Below are 18,174 nucleotides of genomic sequence, written 5' to 3' on the forward strand. Positions count from 1 at the left end.
CTTCACCGAAGCTGCCCTTTTAATTACTAAGTACTTGCCTACTGTATTATTAGAATTTATAAGCTCAATTATTTCCGTTGAGAATCAGAACAGTAGCAACTATTTTTGTAATAGCCCCTGCAGAAAAGCAATCTGTTGGTCTTTTTCCTGCAACCTCATCTCTAGTGACTCAATCTTAACTAAAGCCACCGCCAACTGCTGCTCGCAGTTTTCAAAATTGTTAGTTGCCTTCCTCGATTCTATTCTGCATTCATTAATTGTGTCTGTCAATTTGCCTTTCCCAAACATATCACCTTCTCCAGTCAAAATATAAGTAAAATTAATGCCGAAGCGTTTGTATAACTTAGCTATCATATCAAGACTTACTTTGCGCTTCCCATTGCGAAGTCCGCTGAAATGCTGATCTGGAAAATCTAATAACGTACTAAACTCCTTTTGAGAAGCTATTATACCTCTGCTTTTCAAAACCTCAAAAATATTTAGAAATCGCTCGTTTACGGAGTATGGCATATATTCAAATAAAAATACTTAATACTAAAAAAAGATATATAAAATATAAATATAATAATATGTAATTTTCATGATTTAAATATCATATTTAAATCATGATTCTATCTAATTAAATTGTATTTGTCTAGTTTTTTCAATTTACAACAGAATAAGCGGGCACTTGCGTCAAATTAAAATCACATCGCATAACTTGTTCTTTATCTTATTCAAATGACATAATCCTCTGAAGTATGATTCGCTAAAGTTAGTTTTTTCTTAAGCAGATACCGTTTGCCTTCTAATAGGCATAAAACTAAAAAACACGAAGCCTGCAGACGCGATGTTTGGAGGCTTCGTGTTTTTAATCCAATAAAGAGATTGTATCAATCAGCGGTTTGAAACCTGCCGTAGAGGCGGGTGAGCTTTTTTAGTTTCTGGGCCTGCTCTTTTCCGAACTGCCCCGGCTGCAGGCGCCATTGCCAGTTGCCATTAGAGGTGGAGGGTGTGTTCATGATGCCTTCTTTGCCAAGCCCTAATACATCCTGCACGGGTAGCACAGCTAACTGCGCCACCGAGGCCAGGGCTAACCGTATCATCACTTCATGCACGTTAGCTGCTGTAAGTTGCTGATAGGTATAGTCGCTCAGGTTTTGGCGGTCACCAGGTTTGGCTTCCTCGTACCACGCCCGCACGGTGCTGTTGTCGTGGGTGCCGGTGTAAACAATGCTTTCGCGGGTATGATTGTGCGGCAGAAAAGAGCTTTCAAAGGCATTATCATCGGACTCAAAAGCGAAAAGCAACACTAACATGCCCGGCAGGTTGAACTGCTTCATCAGGTCACGCACCGGTTGATCTATCTCCCCTAAATCCTCGGCGATGATCGGCAACTCGTGGTATTTCTGCTGTATAAGCGTCAGGATTTCAGCGCCAGGCGAGTCCTCCCAACTGCCGTGTATGGCCGTCTTATGCTTGGCAGGCACTTCCCAGTAAGCGGAAAATGCCCGGAAATGGTCTAAGCGGAGCACGCCGAACAGGCGCAGGTTATGGTCAATACGGCGCACCCACCAGTCATACTGGTGCTTGGCTAGTTCTCTCCAATCAAACACGGGCGTACCCCACAGCTGGCCTGTCTCGCTGAAGAAATCGGGTGGCACCCCCGACACGCCGGTAGAGTTACCCTCTTCATCTAGCTTAAAATACGCTGGGTTAGACCATACATCCGCGCTGTCGTGGCTCACATAGAAAGGCATATCCCCAAAAAAGGTGATATCGCGCTGTTGGCAATAATGGGTGAGGTGCTCCCATTGCCTGTAAAACAGGAACTGGATGAATTTCTCGAATTGCACTTCCTGGTCCAATTCCATGGCAAGGCGAAGCATGGCGTCCTCCTGCCTGTTCTTGATCTCGTTGGGCCAGTCTACCCAACTGCGGTTGTTGAACTTCTTCTTGAAAGCCGCGAAATGTGCAAAGTCCGTTAGCCAGGTCTGGTGTTCTTCCTGGAAAGCAAGGTAGTCCAGTTTCAGGTTGTTATCGTCGTGTGCCATGAAGCGGTCGTAGGACCGGTGCCACAAGCCGATTTTGTAGTCCGCTACCAGCTCAAAATCTACCCGGTCCTCGCTGAAGACAGGCACATCCTCTAAATCGCTTTGCTTTAGCAGGCCATCTTTCACCAGCATTTCCGGGCTGATGAGCAGGGGGTTGCCGGCAAAGGCAGAGTGGCTGCTGTAAGGGGAATTGCCATACCCGGATTCGGTGGGGTTAAGCGGCAGGATCTGCCAATAGCGTTGGCCCGCCTCCTGCAGCAGGTCGGCAAAGCGGTGCGCTTCAGGGCCCAAATCCCCTATCCCGAAACGGGAGGGGAGGGAGGTGATGTGCAGCAACAGGCCGGCACTTCTTTTGGATATAATCATAAGCTTGATGCGGTTAAAAATGCGACAGGAAACGAATCGAGGGCCTGGCTAACCAATAAGGAGCCATTTGTAGCCACAGAACCTGTACCCAGCACCTGCTCCCACCGGGTTGGGGCTTGTGCTGGTAATACCACAGACGTATCTTCCCAAACCTGTTGCCCCAGCGGCTGTTGGCCCTCCGCGATAAGGCCTACCAAATGGAGCGGTGTGATGATGATGGCCCACTGCCCCTGGTGCTGTCGTGCAAAGGCAAGTACATGGTGCTTGTGGGTTCCTTCTACCTGCAGCGGAAGGTAATCGCCGAAGCTGAAAAGGCCATGCATTTCCCTACGTTTGGTCAGGACCTTGTACAGCAGGTATAGCTTTACCTTGCCGTCGTCCGGGTTTTGGAGTAGGTGTTGAAGAACGGTTTCGGTGCCCTCTTTCTCCTGCTGCTCCTTCAGCTCGGTTAAATACTGTTGGCGAAGGTCATAATCTACGGGGCGGCGGTTGTCGGGGTCCACCAGGCTCAGATCCCAGAGTTCGCAGCTTTGATAAATATCAGGCACGCCGGGGCAGGTAACCTTCAGGAGCGCCTGGCAAAGCGCATAAATCCAGCCGTAATGAGCCACCTTCCGGAAGAAAGGGTGGAAAGAGGGCATGAACTTGTCGTCTTCCAGCAGCAACTTCTGCACGAGCTCCTGCATGGCCTGCTCATACCCCTCGTTCGGGACCGACCAGTCTGTTTTTACCTTGGCCTCGCGGAGAGCCTTTTGCAGGTACTCCTGTACCCGCTCCACAATGCTTTCATCGGGCTTCCCATCCAGCGGCAGTACTCCCACCAATGTCTGGTACAGGAAATACAAGTCGTTTACAGTTGGCTTGGTTGTATACTTTTTGCTGATTTCCAGCCACTCTTGCACTTTTGCCTCCCATTCTTCGGGCAGCTCGCTCAGTACATTCAACCTGATGCGCGCTCCCTCGCCACGTTTGGTGTCGTGGGTGGCCGTGGCGTTAATGGAGTAGGGGTATACCCGCTGCCGGTACTGCATCCGCTCATGGAACTGGTTGTCGTTGAGGTGGAAGATGTCCGGGCTGTTGCCGACCTCGTTGAGGGAGATCAGGCGGTTATAGTTGTAAAACGTGGTGTCCTCCACACCCTTGGCGGCAAGCGGCCCTGTGAACTGCTGGCTGCGCATCACAAAATATAGCTTGTCGTGCTTGGTCTGGTCAGTATCGCCAGGCTCCAGTGTAAATAGTTTGTGCAGCTCCTTCAGCTGTGGCTCCAATTCGGGGGCTTGCTTATTGGCTTCCGCAAAGGCGTTGTCCACAACCTCCAGTTCGTCTTTCGACAGGGGCAGGCGGTTGCCGTAAATGCAGTAAACGGGCCAGGCGCACAGCAGCACTGCCAGGGCGTTCTTCCAGTTCTCCTCATCTTCCAGCGGTACCAGGTGCCGCTCTTGCAGCAGGCGGAGCAGATTATCCAATTCTCCCTGCATCTGGGTTTCGAGGATAAACATTTTCTTGTCGAACACCAGTTGTTCGTAGTTGGTAGACGCGTTCGGCACCAAGCGACTGTAAATCTGCGTGAGCTTGCGGCGGCCGTCTCCGGAGGTGTAAAGGTTACTTACCCATGCTAAAAAGTCGTATCCGCTGTTGCCCTGGATTGGCCAGCGCTCAGGCAGTTGTTCTTCGCCTTCCAGAATCTTCTCCACCACCAGGTATGCCTCAGGGCCAGTTAACGCCCGAAGGCGCTTGAGGTAAGTGGTCGGGTCGAAAAGCCCGTCTACGTGGTCCACGCGCAGGCCCTGCAACAGTCCCTGGTCGTAGAGCTGCTTGATGAATTGGTGGTATTGGTCAAACACCTCCGGGTGCTCCATGCGCAGGCAAATCAGGTCGTTCACTGTAAAAAAGCGGCGGTAATTAATTTGCTTTTCCGTTTTCTGCCAATGGCACAAAATGTAATGCTGTTTCTCGAGCAGTGCCTGTAGCTCGTCCGCATCATCGTTTATCCTTTGCAAGACCTGCTCGAGGGCATTGCGGAGTTCCGGTTGGCTGTACAGCTTCTTTTTAAAGTTGTTCCAGGCCGCCGGGTTGATGCTCTCATCTGCCTCCAGGTGCTTCATCTCCTTCAGGGCCTGCTGCTTCGCTTCGCTAACAGCGGGCTCACCAGATTGTGCTTGCGCCTGCTCCAGCAAAAGCCGGTAGCTGGCCACGCTCAGCGGGTAAGCACTGTCAAAGTAGTTCAGGAATGCACCCTTGTCAGAGAACGTTAGCTTAAGTTGCCCTTGCCTGATAACTTCCTCCAGCGGCTCGCCTAAAAAGGGAACCATCACCTGCCCTGCAAAATCGGGGTGGTGAAAGTCGATGTCGAAGAAGGTATAGAAATACGACATCGGCCCCTTTTCAAACACATCCATCAGCCACACATTGTCCGGGTGGTAGGCCATGTGGTTGGGAACGATGTCCTGCAGCCAGCCCATACCTTTGCTTTTCAGCTCTTCGGCTATCTGTTGCAGCTCTTCTTTGGTGCCCACCTCCGGGTTGATGGCATAAGGGGCAGTTACGTCGTAGCCGTGCTCACTGCCGGGGCGCGCGCAGAAAAAGGGAGCGGAATAAATGGTGCTAATGCCCAGCTCATGCAGGAAAGGTATAATTTCCCGCACCTGCTTCAGTGTAAACTTTGGTGAGACTTGTAGCCTGTAGGTGGCCGATGGTATGTAAGGCATGTTATATTTTCAAGTTTAAGTTTGTAGCCAGCAATTCGAATTTCTCGTTCCACGAGGCTGCTTCTTTGTCGCCACGCTCACTGTGTTGTTTGTACGTATCGTATACCTCCTCCTTCATCCGGAAAGCAATGTTCTGGGCATGCCAGAAGTCGGGGTTCAGTTTTGAGTTGTCTATTACTTTTAAGAGGTCAATCAGCAGTTCCATTGTATCCTGGTCTTCCTGGTTGTCCCGCACGTGCTGCATCAGGGTGTCTACCCGGTGGGCGGCGGCAAACTTCAGCACCGACTGGCTCAACTTCAGTTTCATACGGGAAGCCTCGTCGAGCAGGCGTTTTATTTCCTGGCTGTCAGGCACGTCAGACTCCAGTTGGCGCAGTAGTTTTGTGTTGATGATATGCTCGACCGTGATACGCAGGGGTTTGGGAAGCTTCATGCCCAGTGTTTTGATGGCCGCCACCAACGGATAGTTGTTGTCGTAGAGTTGCTGCAAGTTGTTTTCCACGTTCTCCATGGTGTGCTCCAGCACCTGGTCCAGTATCTTTTTCTGATCGTCCTTGAACAAGTGCCAGAAAGAGTAGTTGTGCGACTCGAAGTGCTTGTCCAGCAGCATGATCACTTCGCTTACGTTGCCCTTGTCGAAAGCTGTTGCCAGCTCGTGGTGCAGCTGGGTATAATCCTCGTCGCTCATGTAGCGCCGTACGCCGCCAAACAGCTGGTGGTCGCCAAGGTGCAGTACGCCATAGGTTATCACTACTTCCTCCCAGGTTACCAGCGAGCGAATCTTAGCCCGGCCTACGGCCAGTTTCTGCCGCCCGGCTGTAATCATGTTATGCTGTTGCGAAATAGCCTCGTAACTGTAGATGGTTTTGCGGCGAGTGTGCTCCGAGAAAAGCGATGCCACCGCGTAATGCGCCCCCACGCGCAGCAAGTCGATAATGGTTGGCTTTACCGTTTTTTTGTAGGCCACAGCAGCATTGACTCTCTCCGGGTGGTTGCTCCGTGCCTTCTCCAGCAGCTGTACAAACTTCACCTCAAAATCCTGCCCATGAATGCTCTGGGCCAGTTGTATGGCCCGTGCGGCATAGAAAATGTCCTGCACCGTTTCGATGCCCGTCACCTCATCGAAGAACCAACCGCAGCTGGTATACATCAACAGGGCATGGTATTGCATGTCGAGCAGCTTCAGGAATGTTACTTTCTCGCTGCGTGTCAGGTCCTGGCTGGTGTGGCGCTGAATAAACTGCTCCACATTAGCCTCCGACCTGTCCATGATCAGCTCGATGTAATTATTGCGGGCCAGCCACGGGTCGGCACCCAAGGTTTTCATCTCCTTCTCATACAGCGGGTCCAGTTTGTCGCGCAGCCAGTCAAAGGCTTTTCTGAGCGGTCCGCGCCATTCCTGGTCCCAGCCGTGGTTGCCACCTGTGTTACAGCCACAGTTGCTACGCCAGCGCTCTACCCCGTGCGCACAGCTCCACGAAGACTCTTCGATGATCTCCGCCTCATATTCCGGCGGGAACTTCTCCAGGTACTCACCATATACTGTGATCTTGGCAAGGTTTTCCCGCTCGATATGATCGAGGGCGTAGGAGAGGGCCATTTCGCCGAAGCGGTGGTGGTGGCCATACGTCTCACCGTCCGTGGCGATGTGCATCAGCTGCGGGTCCTTGGTGTGGCTGTCCAGGGCGCTCACAATGCGGTTGGCAAAATCCTCTCCGCGGTCCAGCAGGTGCTCAAAGGCAATGGCTTGTGAAACAGGACCATCATAAAAAAACAGCACGATCTCTTTGCCCGAGGGGAGCTTGCACAGGTATGGCCGCCGTGGGTTGATGTTAGCCCCTTCAGCCTGGTGCCACTCCTTTTCCCCGATCTTGCGGTAGCGGCGTGCCTGGTAAGGCGACAGGATGGTGAACTTTACTCCGTGCTCGGCCAGTACCTCCAGGGTAGGCGTGTCGGCAGCAGTCTCGGCTAGCCACATGCCCTCGGGGTGCCTGCCAAAGCGCTGCTTAAAATCGTAAATGCCCCACCGCACCTGCGTCTGCTTGTCGCGCTCACTGGCCAGGGGCATGATGATGTGGTTGTACACCTGTGCCAAGGCGGAACCATGCCCGGAGAAACGTTCCAGGCTTTCTTTATCCGCATCCAGTATGGCCTGGTAAGTTACCGGCTCATTCTTCTGCATCCACTCCAAAAGGGTAGGGCCGAAGTTAAAACTGATGCGGGCGTAATTGTTAATGATATCGATAATCCGCTCCTGCGAATCCAGAATTCGGGAGGCTGAGTTACGGGCGTAGCACTCGTCCGTGATCCGCTCGTTCCAGTCATGGTACGGCGAGGCGGACTCCTGTAATTCAACTTCGTTTAACCAAGGGTTCTCGCGAGGGGGCTGGTAAAAATGCCCATGTATACATATGTAGTTGTTCATCTATTTTTTCTGTTCTAGGATGAGGACCGAAGCAGGCGGCAAACTAACGGCAGCACCGCTTCGGAGGTGCTGTTCCATTGCTATCCCCGGGCCGCCCCACTGCGCGTCTTCAGAGTGAAGCAGCAGGCTCCACGCGCTGTGCGCTGCCGGCAGGAGATTTGTGTCATGCGCCTGGTTGCTGAGGTTAAAGAGGCAGTACAGATGGGGTGCTTTGCCATGATGCAGCATGTGCAGCACCAGTTTGTCTTCTTCCAACCCCACCTGCATATAGGGTTTGTCTGGTTTAGCCAGTGCCGGTGACGTCTTCCGAAGCCTGATCAGTTCCTTGTAGAACTCCCGCAACTTACGCTGTTTTTCGTTGGATGTATAGCTGCGCTGCAATTTAGATTGCGCAAACGTTTTTTCGCTTTGTGGGTCCGGGGCTTCCCCTTTCGAGGCAAAGTAGGCAAACTCAGCCTTGCGGCCTTTACGCACAGCCTCTACCAGGTCTTTGTCTGTATGGCTCACAAAATACAGGAAAGGGTTCTCCTCGCCGTATTCCTCCCCCATAAACAGCATGGGCACGTAGGGCGACAGCAGCACCAAGCCCGCCACAGCCTTCAGCATCTCGAAAGACACCAACTGCGTCAGGCGTTCCCCTAGCATACGGTTACCCACCTGGTCGTGGTTCTGTGAGCAGACTACGAATTGGCTGGCGGGGTTGGCTGTGGCATCAGTACCGAGCGTTTTCATGCGGTGCTCTGAATACAATCCATTATACACAAAGGTATGCTCCAGGGCTTTGCGCAGTTGGGCAGGCTTGCCATAATCCTCGTAGTAGCCGTCCAGTTCCCCGGTTACCAGGGTATGGATGGCATGATGGTAATCATCGAACCACTGCGCGTCAATGCCATACCCGCCCTGCTCGATCGGGTTGATGAGGCGCACGTCGCTCTGGTCGCTCTCAGCGATGAGGAGGTAGGGGCGGCCTTCCTGGGTTTCCAGCATATCCACCTGCTCCCGCATTTCCTGTAAAAAGTGCTTCGCGCCCATGTCGTAAATGGCGTGCACGGCATCCAGCCGCAGGGCATCTACATGGAAGTCACGGAGCCACATCAGCACATTCTGCAGGAAGAAATTACGGACGTGGTCAGAGAAGGCATCGTCAAAATTCAGGGCATCGCCCCACGGGGTGTTGTAACGGTGCGTGAAGTAAGGGCCGAAGTCGTTCAGGTAGTTTCCTTCGGGCCCCATATGGTTGTACACCACGTCCAGCACCACCGCAATGCCCTGCTCGTGGCAAGCGTTCACCAAGTTTTTCAAACCTTGCGGGCCACCGTAGCTGTTCTGGGCCGCGAAGGGGTATACGCCGTCGTATCCCCAGTTGCGGCTACCCGGAAATTGGGCAATGGGCATTAGCTCGATGGCGGTGATACCAAGCTCTTTCAGCTCTGGCAATTTATCGATCACACCCTCAAAAGTACCCTCGTCCGTGAACGTACCCACGTGCAATTCATAAATGATCAGCTGCTCCAGCGGCAGCCCTTTCCATTGCTGGTCCGTCCAGTTAAACACGTCATGGTCCACCACGGCGGAGGCGGCATGCACCCCACCCGGTTGGTGCTGCGAAGCAGGGTCAGGGCGCGCTGTTTCCCCGTTTAACACAAATTTGTAAAGATCCCCAGGGGCAGCTTCCTCTACCAAAACCGTCCAATACCCGAAGGCTTCCCGCTGCATGGCAGCCCTTTCCCGTTGTGGTTTCTCAAACGCTACCTCCACCGTGTCAGCCTTCGGGGCCCATACGGTGAATGTAGTGCCGTGGCCTTGTTTGCACGCTGCTCCTACTTTCCTGGCTATTGACATATCATACAAGGGTTTTTTCCAGCACGTATTAACTAGCATCCCGGCCAATAGGTTGTGTATTTTGTAAGGAAATTAGTGTACACTGATAGAAAGATTTTTTAGATTGCCTTTGATTAATAATGTTGTAATCTGGGCCATAGCCGGAATAATAGAATATTGTCCGCAACCTATTTTTCGGAGCGCAGTAACTACACTTGAAAAAGCAGAACCACTACATGGAAGAACTCGAAGGAACAAAACGCATCGTAATTGAGCATTTAAAACCAGAAATAGACTGCGGGAGGTTTCCTGCAAAGCGGGTAGTTGGAGAGGAGATGACCGTGACAGCCGATATTTTCGGGGATGGGCACGATGAGGTGAAAGCACAGCTACTGTACCGCAACACCACCAACAATGAGTCAGGCAATTGGGAAACCGTGCCGATGGAGTTCCTCGGAAACGACCGTTGGCGTGCAACTTTCACACCCACCGCCATGGGCAGGTATGAGTATACCGTTGAAGGGTGGGTAGACCATTTCTATACCTGGCAGAAGGGGCTCAGCAAGAAATTCGAAGCGAACCAGGACATAACCCTAGAGTTGCAGATCGGGGCGCAGATGCTTGAGGAAACAGCCGCCGGTTCTGAAGAAGACACCAAAAACCAGCTCTACGCCGCGGCACACGAACTGCGCCACAACCATTCCAAGGCTGATGCCGTGGCCATTGCCACCGGCAAGGAAGTGTCGGAGTTGATGCGCAACAGCCACGACCGCGAGAATGTAACGACTTATGAGAAAGTGCTGCAACTGGATGTGGAGCGTAAAAAAGCCCTCTTCAGCGCCTGGTATGAGTTCTTTCCGCGTTCTGCCTCCCAACAGGCCGGCATGCACGGCACCTTTAAAGACTGCGAGCGCCTGCTGCCGCGCATTGCCGAGATGGGCTTCGATACGATTTACCTCCCGCCGATCCACCCGATCGGACACGCCTTTAGAAAAGGAAAAAACAATAACCCTTCCTCAGAGCCCGGCGAACCGGGGTCGCCGTGGGCGATTGGTGCTGCCGAGGGTGGCCATGATGCCATCCTGCCTGAGCTAGGTACTTTGGATGATTTCAGGAGCTTCGTGCAGCAGGCAAAAGATCAGGGAATTGAAGTTGCCCTTGATTTTGCGATTCAGTGCTCCCCGGACCATCCTTATGTAAAAGAACACCCGCAGTGGTTTAAGTGGCGCCCCGACGGAACGGTGCAGTATGCCGAGAACCCTCCGAAGAAGTACCAGGACGTGCTGCCCGTTAACTTTGAGACGGAAGACTGGCAGAACCTGTGGCAGGAACTCAAGCGCGTGCTGCAGCATTGGATTGACCAGGGCGTAACCATTTTCCGGGTAGACAACCCGCATACCAAGGCATTTGCGTTCTGGGAATGGGTGATTGCAGAACTGCACAGGAAACATCCGGAGATCATCTTCCTGGCAGAGGCCTTTACGCGGCCTCGGGTGATGGAGCGCCTGGCAAAATTGGGCTTTACGCAATCCTACACCTATTACACCTGGCGCAACTCCGCTGAGGAGTTGAAAGAGTACATGACCGAGCTCACGCAAACTGAGCTGCGGGAGTATTTCCGTCCGAACTTCTGGCCGAATACCCCGGACATCAACCCCGTTGCCCTGCAGGAAGGAGGCGAACCGACGCACATCACGCGCCTGGTAATGGCCGCCACGCTGTCCTCTAACTACGGTTTATACGGGCCGGTGTATGAGTTTGGCATAGCCACACCCGTTCCCGGAAAAGAAGAATACCTGGATTCTGAGAAGTATGAGATCAAGCATTGGGACTGGGGCAAGCTGACGAAGATACGCGAGGTGATCACACTCATCAACAAGATCCGGAAAGTAAACCCGGCGCTGCAGACCACCTGGAACATTGCCTTTAGCGCAACCGACAACCCGGCATTGCTATCCTACAGCAAGTGGAGCAGCGACTATAAAAACAGAATTATCGTGGTCGTGAACCTCGACCCGAACCAGACCAAAGCGGGCTGGGTGCAGGTGCCGCTCGCCAAACTCAATCTGGCTCCTGACCAGCAGTACCTGGTGCACGACCTGCTGACCGAGCGCAAGTATACCTGGACGGGCGAGTGGAACTATGTGGAGCTTCGGCCGCATGAGATGCCGGTGCACGTGCTGCGTGTAGAGGAAGCCAACACCGGTATGGGCCACGATAATCTAGACGACAACTGGTTACCTTCAAACATCAACGAATAAGCTAAACCCCATTCGACCACACAATATGTCAGACGAGAAAATCCTGTTAGACGACAACATCCATTGGTATAAAGACGCCATCATTTACGAACTGCACATCAAAGCCTTTAAAGACGGTAACGGCGACGGTATCGGCGATTTTAAGGGCCTGATGCAAAAGCTGGACTACCTGGAGGACCTGGGCGTGACTGCCATCTGGTTACTCCCTTTCTATCCTTCGCCGCTGCGCGATGATGGCTACGACATTGCTGACTACTACAGCATCAACCCGTCGTATGGCAACATGCAGGACTTCAAGCTTTTCGTGAAAGAGGCGCATCGCCGGGGCCTGAAGGTGATCACCGAGCTTGTGATCAACCACACCTCCGACCAGCACCCCTGGTTTCAGCGTGCCCGCAAAGCCAAGAAAGGCTCGAAGCACAGAGACTTTTACGTGTGGAGCGACGACCCGACCAAGTACAAGGATGTGCGCATCATCTTCACGGATTATGAGCCGTCTAACTGGTCCTGGGACGCCGAGGCGCAGCAATATTACTGGCACCGCTTTTTCTCGCACCAGCCCGACCTGAACTACGACAACCCCGAAGTGCAGAAAGAGGTGTTCAAGGTACTGGATTATTGGTTTGACCTGGGTGTGGACGGTTTCCGTCTGGATGCCGTGCCATACCTTTTTGAGCGCGAAGGCACCAACAGCGAGAACCTGCCGGAAACGCATGACTTCCTGAAGAAGCTGCGTGCCCACGTAGACAGCAAGCACCAGGGCAAGCTTTTGCTGGCAGAAGCCAACATGTGGCCTGAGGACTCCGCTTCCTACTTCGGTAATGGGGATGAGTGCCACATGAACTATCACTTCCCTATCATGCCGCGCCTGTTCATGTCGGTGAAGATGGAAGACCGGTACCCGATCATCGATATTTTCAACCAGACACCCGAGATTCCGGAAACTTGCCAGTGGGCCATGTTCCTGCGTAACCACGATGAGCTAACGCTGGAGATGGTGACCGACGAGGAGCGGGACTACATGTATAAAGTGTACACCAAAGACCCGATGGCGCGCATCAACCTGGGTATACGCCATCGTCTGGCCCCGTTGCTCAACAACGACCGTGCGAAGATAGAGCTAATGAACGTGCTCCTGTTCTCGATGCGTGGAACGCCTGTGGTATACTACGGCGACGAGATCGGGATGGGAGATAACTACTACCTGGGTGACCGCGATGGTGTGCGCACACCGATGCAATGGAACGAAGACCGCAACGCCGGTTTCTCAACCTCCAACCCGCAGCGCCTGTACCTTCCCGTGATCATCGACCCGGAGTACAAGTATGAGTCGATTAACGTGGAGACTCAGAACCACAACAGCAACTCGCTGCTTTGGTGGATGCGCCGCATTATTAACATGCGCAAGCGTTACAAAGCCTTTGGCCGCGGCACCATCAAGTTCCTCGCGCCTACAAACTCCAAAGTGTTGGCGTTTATCAGGGAATATGAGAACGAGACCATCCTGGTGATCGCGAACCTGTCGCGCTTCCCGGAGGCAGTAGAACTCGACCTGCACGATTTCAAGGGCTATACCCCTGTCGAGGTGTTCAGCAAGAACAAGTTCCCGAACGTGAAGGACGAGCCATACCTGTTCACGATGAGCGGCCATGGCTATTACTGGATGGAGCTGCAGCCCCAGGAGGTGACGCACGAACACGATTCCAGGCAGAAGTCCCTGCAGATCAGTTCGCTGAAGTCTTCCCTAAACGCGAAGACCGTGAAGGAACTGGAGTCGAAGGTGCTGCCTCAGTATATCTTCCAGCGGCGCTGGTTCGGTGGCAAGGCCCGCACTGTGCAGCGCATGCAGATTGTGAACAACATGCCGTTGCCGCTTGCCAAAGTAGGCGCATCGCTGCTCTTTATCGAGGTGAGCTACAACGAAGGCCTTCCGGAACTTTACCAACTGCCGGTGAGCTTCGCCACAGGCGAGCAGGAAGAGGATCTGCGTGCCCATTCACCGAACAGCATCATTTCCCGTGTTTCCATTGACGGCAAGGAAGGTGTGTTGTATGATGCCCTCTATAGTGAGGAATTCAGACAAACCCTGTTGCAGTTGATGGTGAAGAAAAAGCGTTTGCGGCATGAAGGTGCCGAGCTGATTGGCTTAAGCAACCGCAGCGTGGCTACGACACTGCGCAACATGGGCGGCCATGTCAATTCCAAGATACTGGCCGCTGAGCAGAGCAACACGTCTATCATCTTCGACAATACTTTATTCCTGAAAGTATACCGTAAGCTGGACAGAGCCATGAATCCGGATGTGGAAGTGGTGCAGATGCTAACCGAGAAAGTTGGGTTTGCCCATGTGCCGCGCTTTATGGGTGCCCTGGAGCAGCACGAGGATGGCAAGCAGCCGATGGTACTGGTGATGCTGCAGGAGCTGGTTCCGAACCAGGGAGATGCCTGGAGCTATCTGGGAGATGCCCTCAAGCGCCTCTACGAGCGCATACTGACGCAGACGGACCGGGTGAAGGTGAAGCAAGTCAATAGCTCCCTGGCTCGCCCGCAAGCCTTCGCGGACATTCCGGAAGAGGTACAGATGCAACTGGGCGGCGCCCATGTAGAGCGCGTGGAATTGCTGGGGCAGCGTACCGCCGAAATGCACCTTGCCCTGGGCAACATCAGCGGCGAAAAAGACTTTGTACCGGAAGAGTTCTCGCTGCACTACCAGCGGTCGCTTTACTCTTCCCTGATGTCGTTAGTGCGCAGTAACTTCGATAGCCTGCAAAAGCACATGCCAAACCTGCCGGAGCACGTAAAAGCAGAGGCGCAGGAAGTCCTGCAGATGCGCGAGGAGATACTGGAGCGCCTGAAGATGATTTTCTCTCATAAGATCGATACCCTGAAGATCCGTACCCATGGCGATTATCACCTGGGCCAAGTCCTGTTTACAGGCAAGGACTTCTACATCATCGACTTTGAAGGGGAGCCCGCCCGTTCGTTCAGCGAACGCCGGTTGAAGCGCTCTGCCTTGCGCGATGTGGCCGGTATGATCCGATCGTTCCACTATGCCGCTTACAATGCCTTGTTCCAGCAGGAAGGCCTCCGACGCGAGGACCAAGAATACCTGGAGGCGTGGGCGGAGCAGTGGTACCAATACGCCAGTGGCTTCTTTATGCACAATTACCTGGGCAAGACAAATGGCTCGGGCATAGTGCCGGCAAAAGAAGAGGATTTCGAGATACTGATGCACACCTTCCTGCTGGAGAAGGCCATCTACGAGCTCGGATATGAATTGAATAACCGTCCGGATTGGGTGCTCATCCCCATCAGAGGCATTAAGTACATCATGAAAAAGTATAAGAATGGCTAAGAAAAAAGAAAGCACAACCACCGAGACTAACGATATATTCAACCAAGCTGACACGGGTGCGGAAAGCGCTGGCAACACGGCCTCCAAGAGAGGGCGCAAGCCAGCCGCAGCCGCCTCACCTGACGACGCTGCTGCCAAACCGGCAGCAAAGCGCGGCAGAAAGAAAAGCACCGAGGTGTCAACGGCAGAAATGGGAGCACCGGTAACGGAAACCACAGGCGATGAAAACAAGCCCAAGGTTGCTGCCAAACGTGGCCGACCCAAAAAAACGGATACGGATACTACGCCTAAGCCCACCAAGGCGGGGCGGAAAAGCAAGGCTCCTGCCGCAACTCCTGAAGAGGGGATTGTCGTGACGATTGCCTCCTCCGAAACGGTGACCGAGCGGGTGGTTTTAAAGCCACAGGGAAGCACCATACCCCCTGCATCCGACGGCGGCACTGCGGAACAGTCCAGCGAAAAGAGCATGGCTGCGCCATATCAGGAAACAGCCTCAGCTTCTGAGGTTGAAACCGCCCCATCTGAAACGGGCACAACAGAGCATACTTTGGAGCAAGCAGTACAGTACGCGAGTTTACTTACCGATTTTGATATTTACCTTTTCCGTGAAGGCAAGCATTTCTCGCTTTACGAGAAGCTAGGCTCACACATTATGGAGCATGATGGCAGGAAGGGAACCCACTTTGCTGTTTGGGCCCCTAATGCCGAGGTGGTGTCCGTGATGGGTGACTTTAACGGCTGGAACCGCGAAAGCCACCGCCTGCACGTACGCCTGGATGGCTCCGGAATTTGGGAAGGGTTTATACCCCAAGTAGGCGCCGGCGTGCTCTACAAGTACCATATCAAATCGCAGTACCACCTCTACCATGTTGAGAAAAGCGACCCGTTTGCCGTGAGCCGCGAAACGCCTCCGCACACTGCCTCTGTGGTGGCAGACCTGGAGTATGCATGGCAAGACTCGCAGTGGCTCTCCAACCGAAAGGAGATGAGCGATAAGCCGCAGCCTTACAGCGTCTACGAATTGCACCTCGGTTCGTGGCGGCGCAATGTCGAAGAAGGCTTTCGCTCCCTGACTTACCGTGAATTGGCGGAGGAACTGCCGGATTATATGGAGAAAATGGGCTTCACGCATGTGGAGTTGATGCCTATTATGTTCCACCCATTTGCAGGATCTTGGGGATACCAGGTAACGGGCTACTTTGCACCGGCCAGCACGTTTGGCTCTCCGCAGGACCTGATGCACCTGATCGACAAGCTGCACCAGCGCGGCATCGGGGTGATTATGGACTGGGTACCGTCGCACTTCCCATCTGATGAGCATGGCCTGGCTTACTTCGATGGCACGCACTTGTTTGAGCACGCTGACCCGCGCAAGGGCTTCCACCCGGATTGGAACAGCTACATCTTCAATTACGGCCGAAACGAGGTTCGCTCTTTCCTGATCAGCAACGCCCTGTTCTGGCTGGACAAGTACCATGCCGATGGACTGCGCGTGGATGCAGTGGCTTCCATGCTTTACCTGGATTACAGCCGCAAAGCGGGCGAGTGGATTCCGAACGAGTATGGCGGGCGTGAGAACCTTGAAGCCATATCCTTCCTGAAAGACTTTAACCAAGCCGTGCGTGAGCGCTTCCCGGACGTGAAAACCATCGCGGAGGAATCAACCGCCTGGCCAGGCGTGTCGGATAAAGTAGAGAATGGCGGCTTAGGCTTCGACATGAAGTGGATGATGGGCTGGATGCACGATACCCTCGATTACTTTTCGAAGGATTCCATCTACCGTCGCTACCACCAGGGCGAGATCACCTTCAGTATGATGTATGCTTTCTCTGAGAAGTTTATGCTGCCGCTCTCGCACGATGAGGTGGTGCATGGCAAGGGCTCACTGTTACAGAAAATGCCGGGCGACGAGTGGACCCGTTTTGCTAACCTCCGCACGCTCTATGCCTACATGTATGCGCATCCGGGAGCCAAGTTGCTCTTTATGGGCGCCGAGATTGGGCAAAGCAGCGAGTGGAACCATGACGGTAGCTTGGACTGGCATCTGTTACAGTACGGTTATCACCAGGGGGTGCAGGATGTGGTTCGGGAACTGAACGCGATCTACAAGCAGGAACCGGCTTTGTATACATACAGCTTTGATCATCGGGGTTTTGAGTGGGTGGATTACAACGACGCGCACAATAGCGTGATGAGTTTCCTTCGCAAGTCGGATAACCCGAACGATACCTTGTTGGTGGTTTGTAACTTCACTCCGGCCCTGCACGAGCATTACCGCCTTGGTGTGCCGCTGGAAGGGCAGTGGCAGCAGGTGTTTAACTCAGACGATAGCCGTTACGGTGGCAGCAATCAGCACAACGAGGCTATACTGCAGTCGGTAGCGGAGCCGTTCCATGGGCGCGATTTTTCCATCACGCTTAAGTTACCACCTCTCTCTGTGACTTACTTCAAACTGAGTGCTGCGCAGTAGCAGTGAGTGAAATATAAAAAAAGAGGCGGCAGACCATAGTGGTCTGCCGCCTCTTTTTTTATACAAACAAGTGAAGCCGTGCTCTGGGTGTATGACATTAATCATTGGTCTAACTATTACACCCCTTATTTACCTTTCCGGAGCGGAAATAGCTTCCGGATGTTCCGGCCTGCTTTGGCTGAGTCGGGGGTGAGTTCTGTTTCTGAGACGGAGCGTACATCTTCTATCGAGTAGAAGGCCTGTGGGTTATAGTTGCGGATGATCTCGATCACCTCATCCAGCTTTTTGCGCTTCACGACCATAAACAGCAGGTTGACTTTGCCTCTGGTACCCTGCGCATCTACACTCGTGAGGCGGTAGCCTTTGTCGATGAGTTGCTCGAGGAGGGTATGGGCTGGCTCTGCCGTAATCACCCGCACCATCACCTGGCCCAGGGCTAGTTTCTGCTCCACCCGCAGGCCCAAAAAGTTTCCTGTGGCAAAGCCGCCCGCCCACGCCAGGTAAGAGGCCACATTGCTCAGGTTTTCCATCACCTGCGTTATGGCAATCAACCAGATCAGTACTTCCAGGAAACCCAGGATAGGTGCAATCGTTTTGTTGCCTTTCGAGATAAACACAATCCGCAGCGTGCCGAGTGTTACGTCACAGATACGGGCAAAGAAAATGAGAGCCGGTATAATCACCCACTCCATCACCGAAGGATCTACTGAATCAAAAAAGCGCATCGTAAATTAT

Annotated in this window: 9 protein-coding genes; 3 read left to right on the plus strand and 6 right to left on the minus strand. The window is 53.2% G+C overall.

All coding sequences use genetic code 11. The features are described 5' to 3' along the window. Positions 1 to 99: 99 nt before the first annotated feature. The 5 genes from ACXYMU_RS10245 to treZ form a co-directional block, all read right to left on the minus strand. Positions 100 to 510, minus strand: coding sequence for a hypothetical protein (locus tag ACXYMU_RS10245; protein ID WP_458986292.1), 411 nt, complete (start codon positions 508 to 510; stop codon positions 100 to 102). A 362-nt stretch (positions 511 to 872) separates the two neighbouring features. Beyond that, complete coding sequence (malQ, locus tag ACXYMU_RS10250) at positions 873 to 2,399, minus strand: 4-alpha-glucanotransferase (RefSeq protein ID WP_458986293.1); 1,527 nt, start codon at positions 2,397 to 2,399, stop codon at positions 873 to 875. Next, the gene (gene treY / locus ACXYMU_RS10255; protein ID WP_458986294.1) at positions 2,396 to 5,107 is read right to left on the minus strand and encodes a malto-oligosyltrehalose synthase; all 2,712 of its coding nucleotides are present in this window, start codon (positions 5,105 to 5,107) and stop codon (positions 2,396 to 2,398) included. The genes malQ and treY overlap by 4 nt, the downstream gene beginning before the upstream one ends. A 1-nt stretch (position 5,108) precedes the next feature. Next, positions 5,109 to 7,532: a DUF3536 domain-containing protein gene (locus ACXYMU_RS10260; protein WP_458986295.1), complete on the minus strand. Its 2,424-nt coding sequence runs from the start codon at positions 7,530 to 7,532 to the stop codon at positions 5,109 to 5,111. Further along, positions 7,533 to 9,374, minus strand: a complete 1,842-nt coding sequence (treZ, locus tag ACXYMU_RS10265) for a malto-oligosyltrehalose trehalohydrolase (RefSeq protein WP_458986296.1) — start codon at positions 9,372 to 9,374, stop codon at positions 7,533 to 7,535. Between the two features lie 215 nt (positions 9,375 to 9,589). Between treZ and ACXYMU_RS10270 the strand changes: the two genes are divergently transcribed. Genes ACXYMU_RS10270 through glgB form a run of 3 tightly spaced genes read left to right on the plus strand, consistent with a single transcriptional unit; the run spans position 9,590 to position 17,439 of the window. After that, on the plus strand, positions 9,590 to 11,614 hold the full coding sequence (locus ACXYMU_RS10270; RefSeq protein WP_458986297.1) for an alpha-1,4-glucan--maltose-1-phosphate maltosyltransferase: 2,025 nt from the start codon (positions 9,590 to 9,592) through the stop codon (positions 11,612 to 11,614). Between the two features lie 25 nt (positions 11,615 to 11,639). Beyond that, a complete protein-coding gene (gene treS, locus ACXYMU_RS10275; protein ID WP_458986298.1) occupies positions 11,640 to 14,969 on the plus strand; it encodes a maltose alpha-D-glucosyltransferase in 3,330 nt (1,109 codons plus the stop codon). Next, positions 14,962 to 17,439 (plus strand): 1,4-alpha-glucan branching protein GlgB, encoded by a 2,478-nt coding sequence (gene glgB / locus ACXYMU_RS10280; RefSeq protein ID WP_458986299.1) that lies wholly within the window; start codon positions 14,962 to 14,964, stop codon positions 17,437 to 17,439. Before treS ends, glgB begins: the two co-directional genes overlap by 8 nt. Positions 17,440 to 17,564: 125 nt before the next feature. Here the strand turns inward: glgB and ACXYMU_RS10285 are convergent, their stop codons facing one another. Further along, on the minus strand, positions 17,565 to 18,164 hold the full coding sequence (locus tag ACXYMU_RS10285) for a DUF2179 domain-containing protein (RefSeq protein ID WP_458986300.1): 600 nt from the start codon (positions 18,162 to 18,164) through the stop codon (positions 17,565 to 17,567). Between the last annotated feature and the right edge of the window lie 10 nt (positions 18,165 to 18,174).

It is taken from the genome of Pontibacter sp. CAU 1760 (assembly GCF_054482735.1).

Bases quoted from the DNA above. Each gene is read 5' to 3' on its own strand.
- ACXYMU_RS10270 (WP_458986297.1), top strand. From the start codon at position 9,590: ATGGAAGAACTCGAAGGAACAAAACGCATCGTAATTGAGCATTTAAAA.
- malQ (WP_458986293.1), bottom strand. From the start codon at position 2,399: ATGATTATATCCAAAAGAAGTGCCGGCCTGTTGCTGCACATCACCTCC.
- ACXYMU_RS10285 (WP_458986300.1), bottom strand. From the start codon at position 18,164: ATGCGCTTTTTTGATTCAGTAGATCCTTCGGTGATGGAGTGGGTGATT.
- ACXYMU_RS10260 (WP_458986295.1), bottom strand. From the start codon at position 7,532: ATGAACAACTACATATGTATACATGGGCATTTTTACCAGCCCCCTCGC.
- treY (WP_458986294.1), bottom strand. From the start codon at position 5,107: ATGCCTTACATACCATCGGCCACCTACAGGCTACAAGTCTCACCAAAG.
- treS (WP_458986298.1), top strand. From the start codon at position 11,640: ATGTCAGACGAGAAAATCCTGTTAGACGACAACATCCATTGGTATAAA.
- glgB (WP_458986299.1), top strand. From the start codon at position 14,962: ATGGCTAAGAAAAAAGAAAGCACAACCACCGAGACTAACGATATATTC.
- ACXYMU_RS10245 (WP_458986292.1), bottom strand. From the start codon at position 510: ATGCCATACTCCGTAAACGAGCGATTTCTAAATATTTTTGAGGTTTTG.
- treZ (WP_458986296.1), bottom strand. From the start codon at position 9,374: ATGTCAATAGCCAGGAAAGTAGGAGCAGCGTGCAAACAAGGCCACGGC.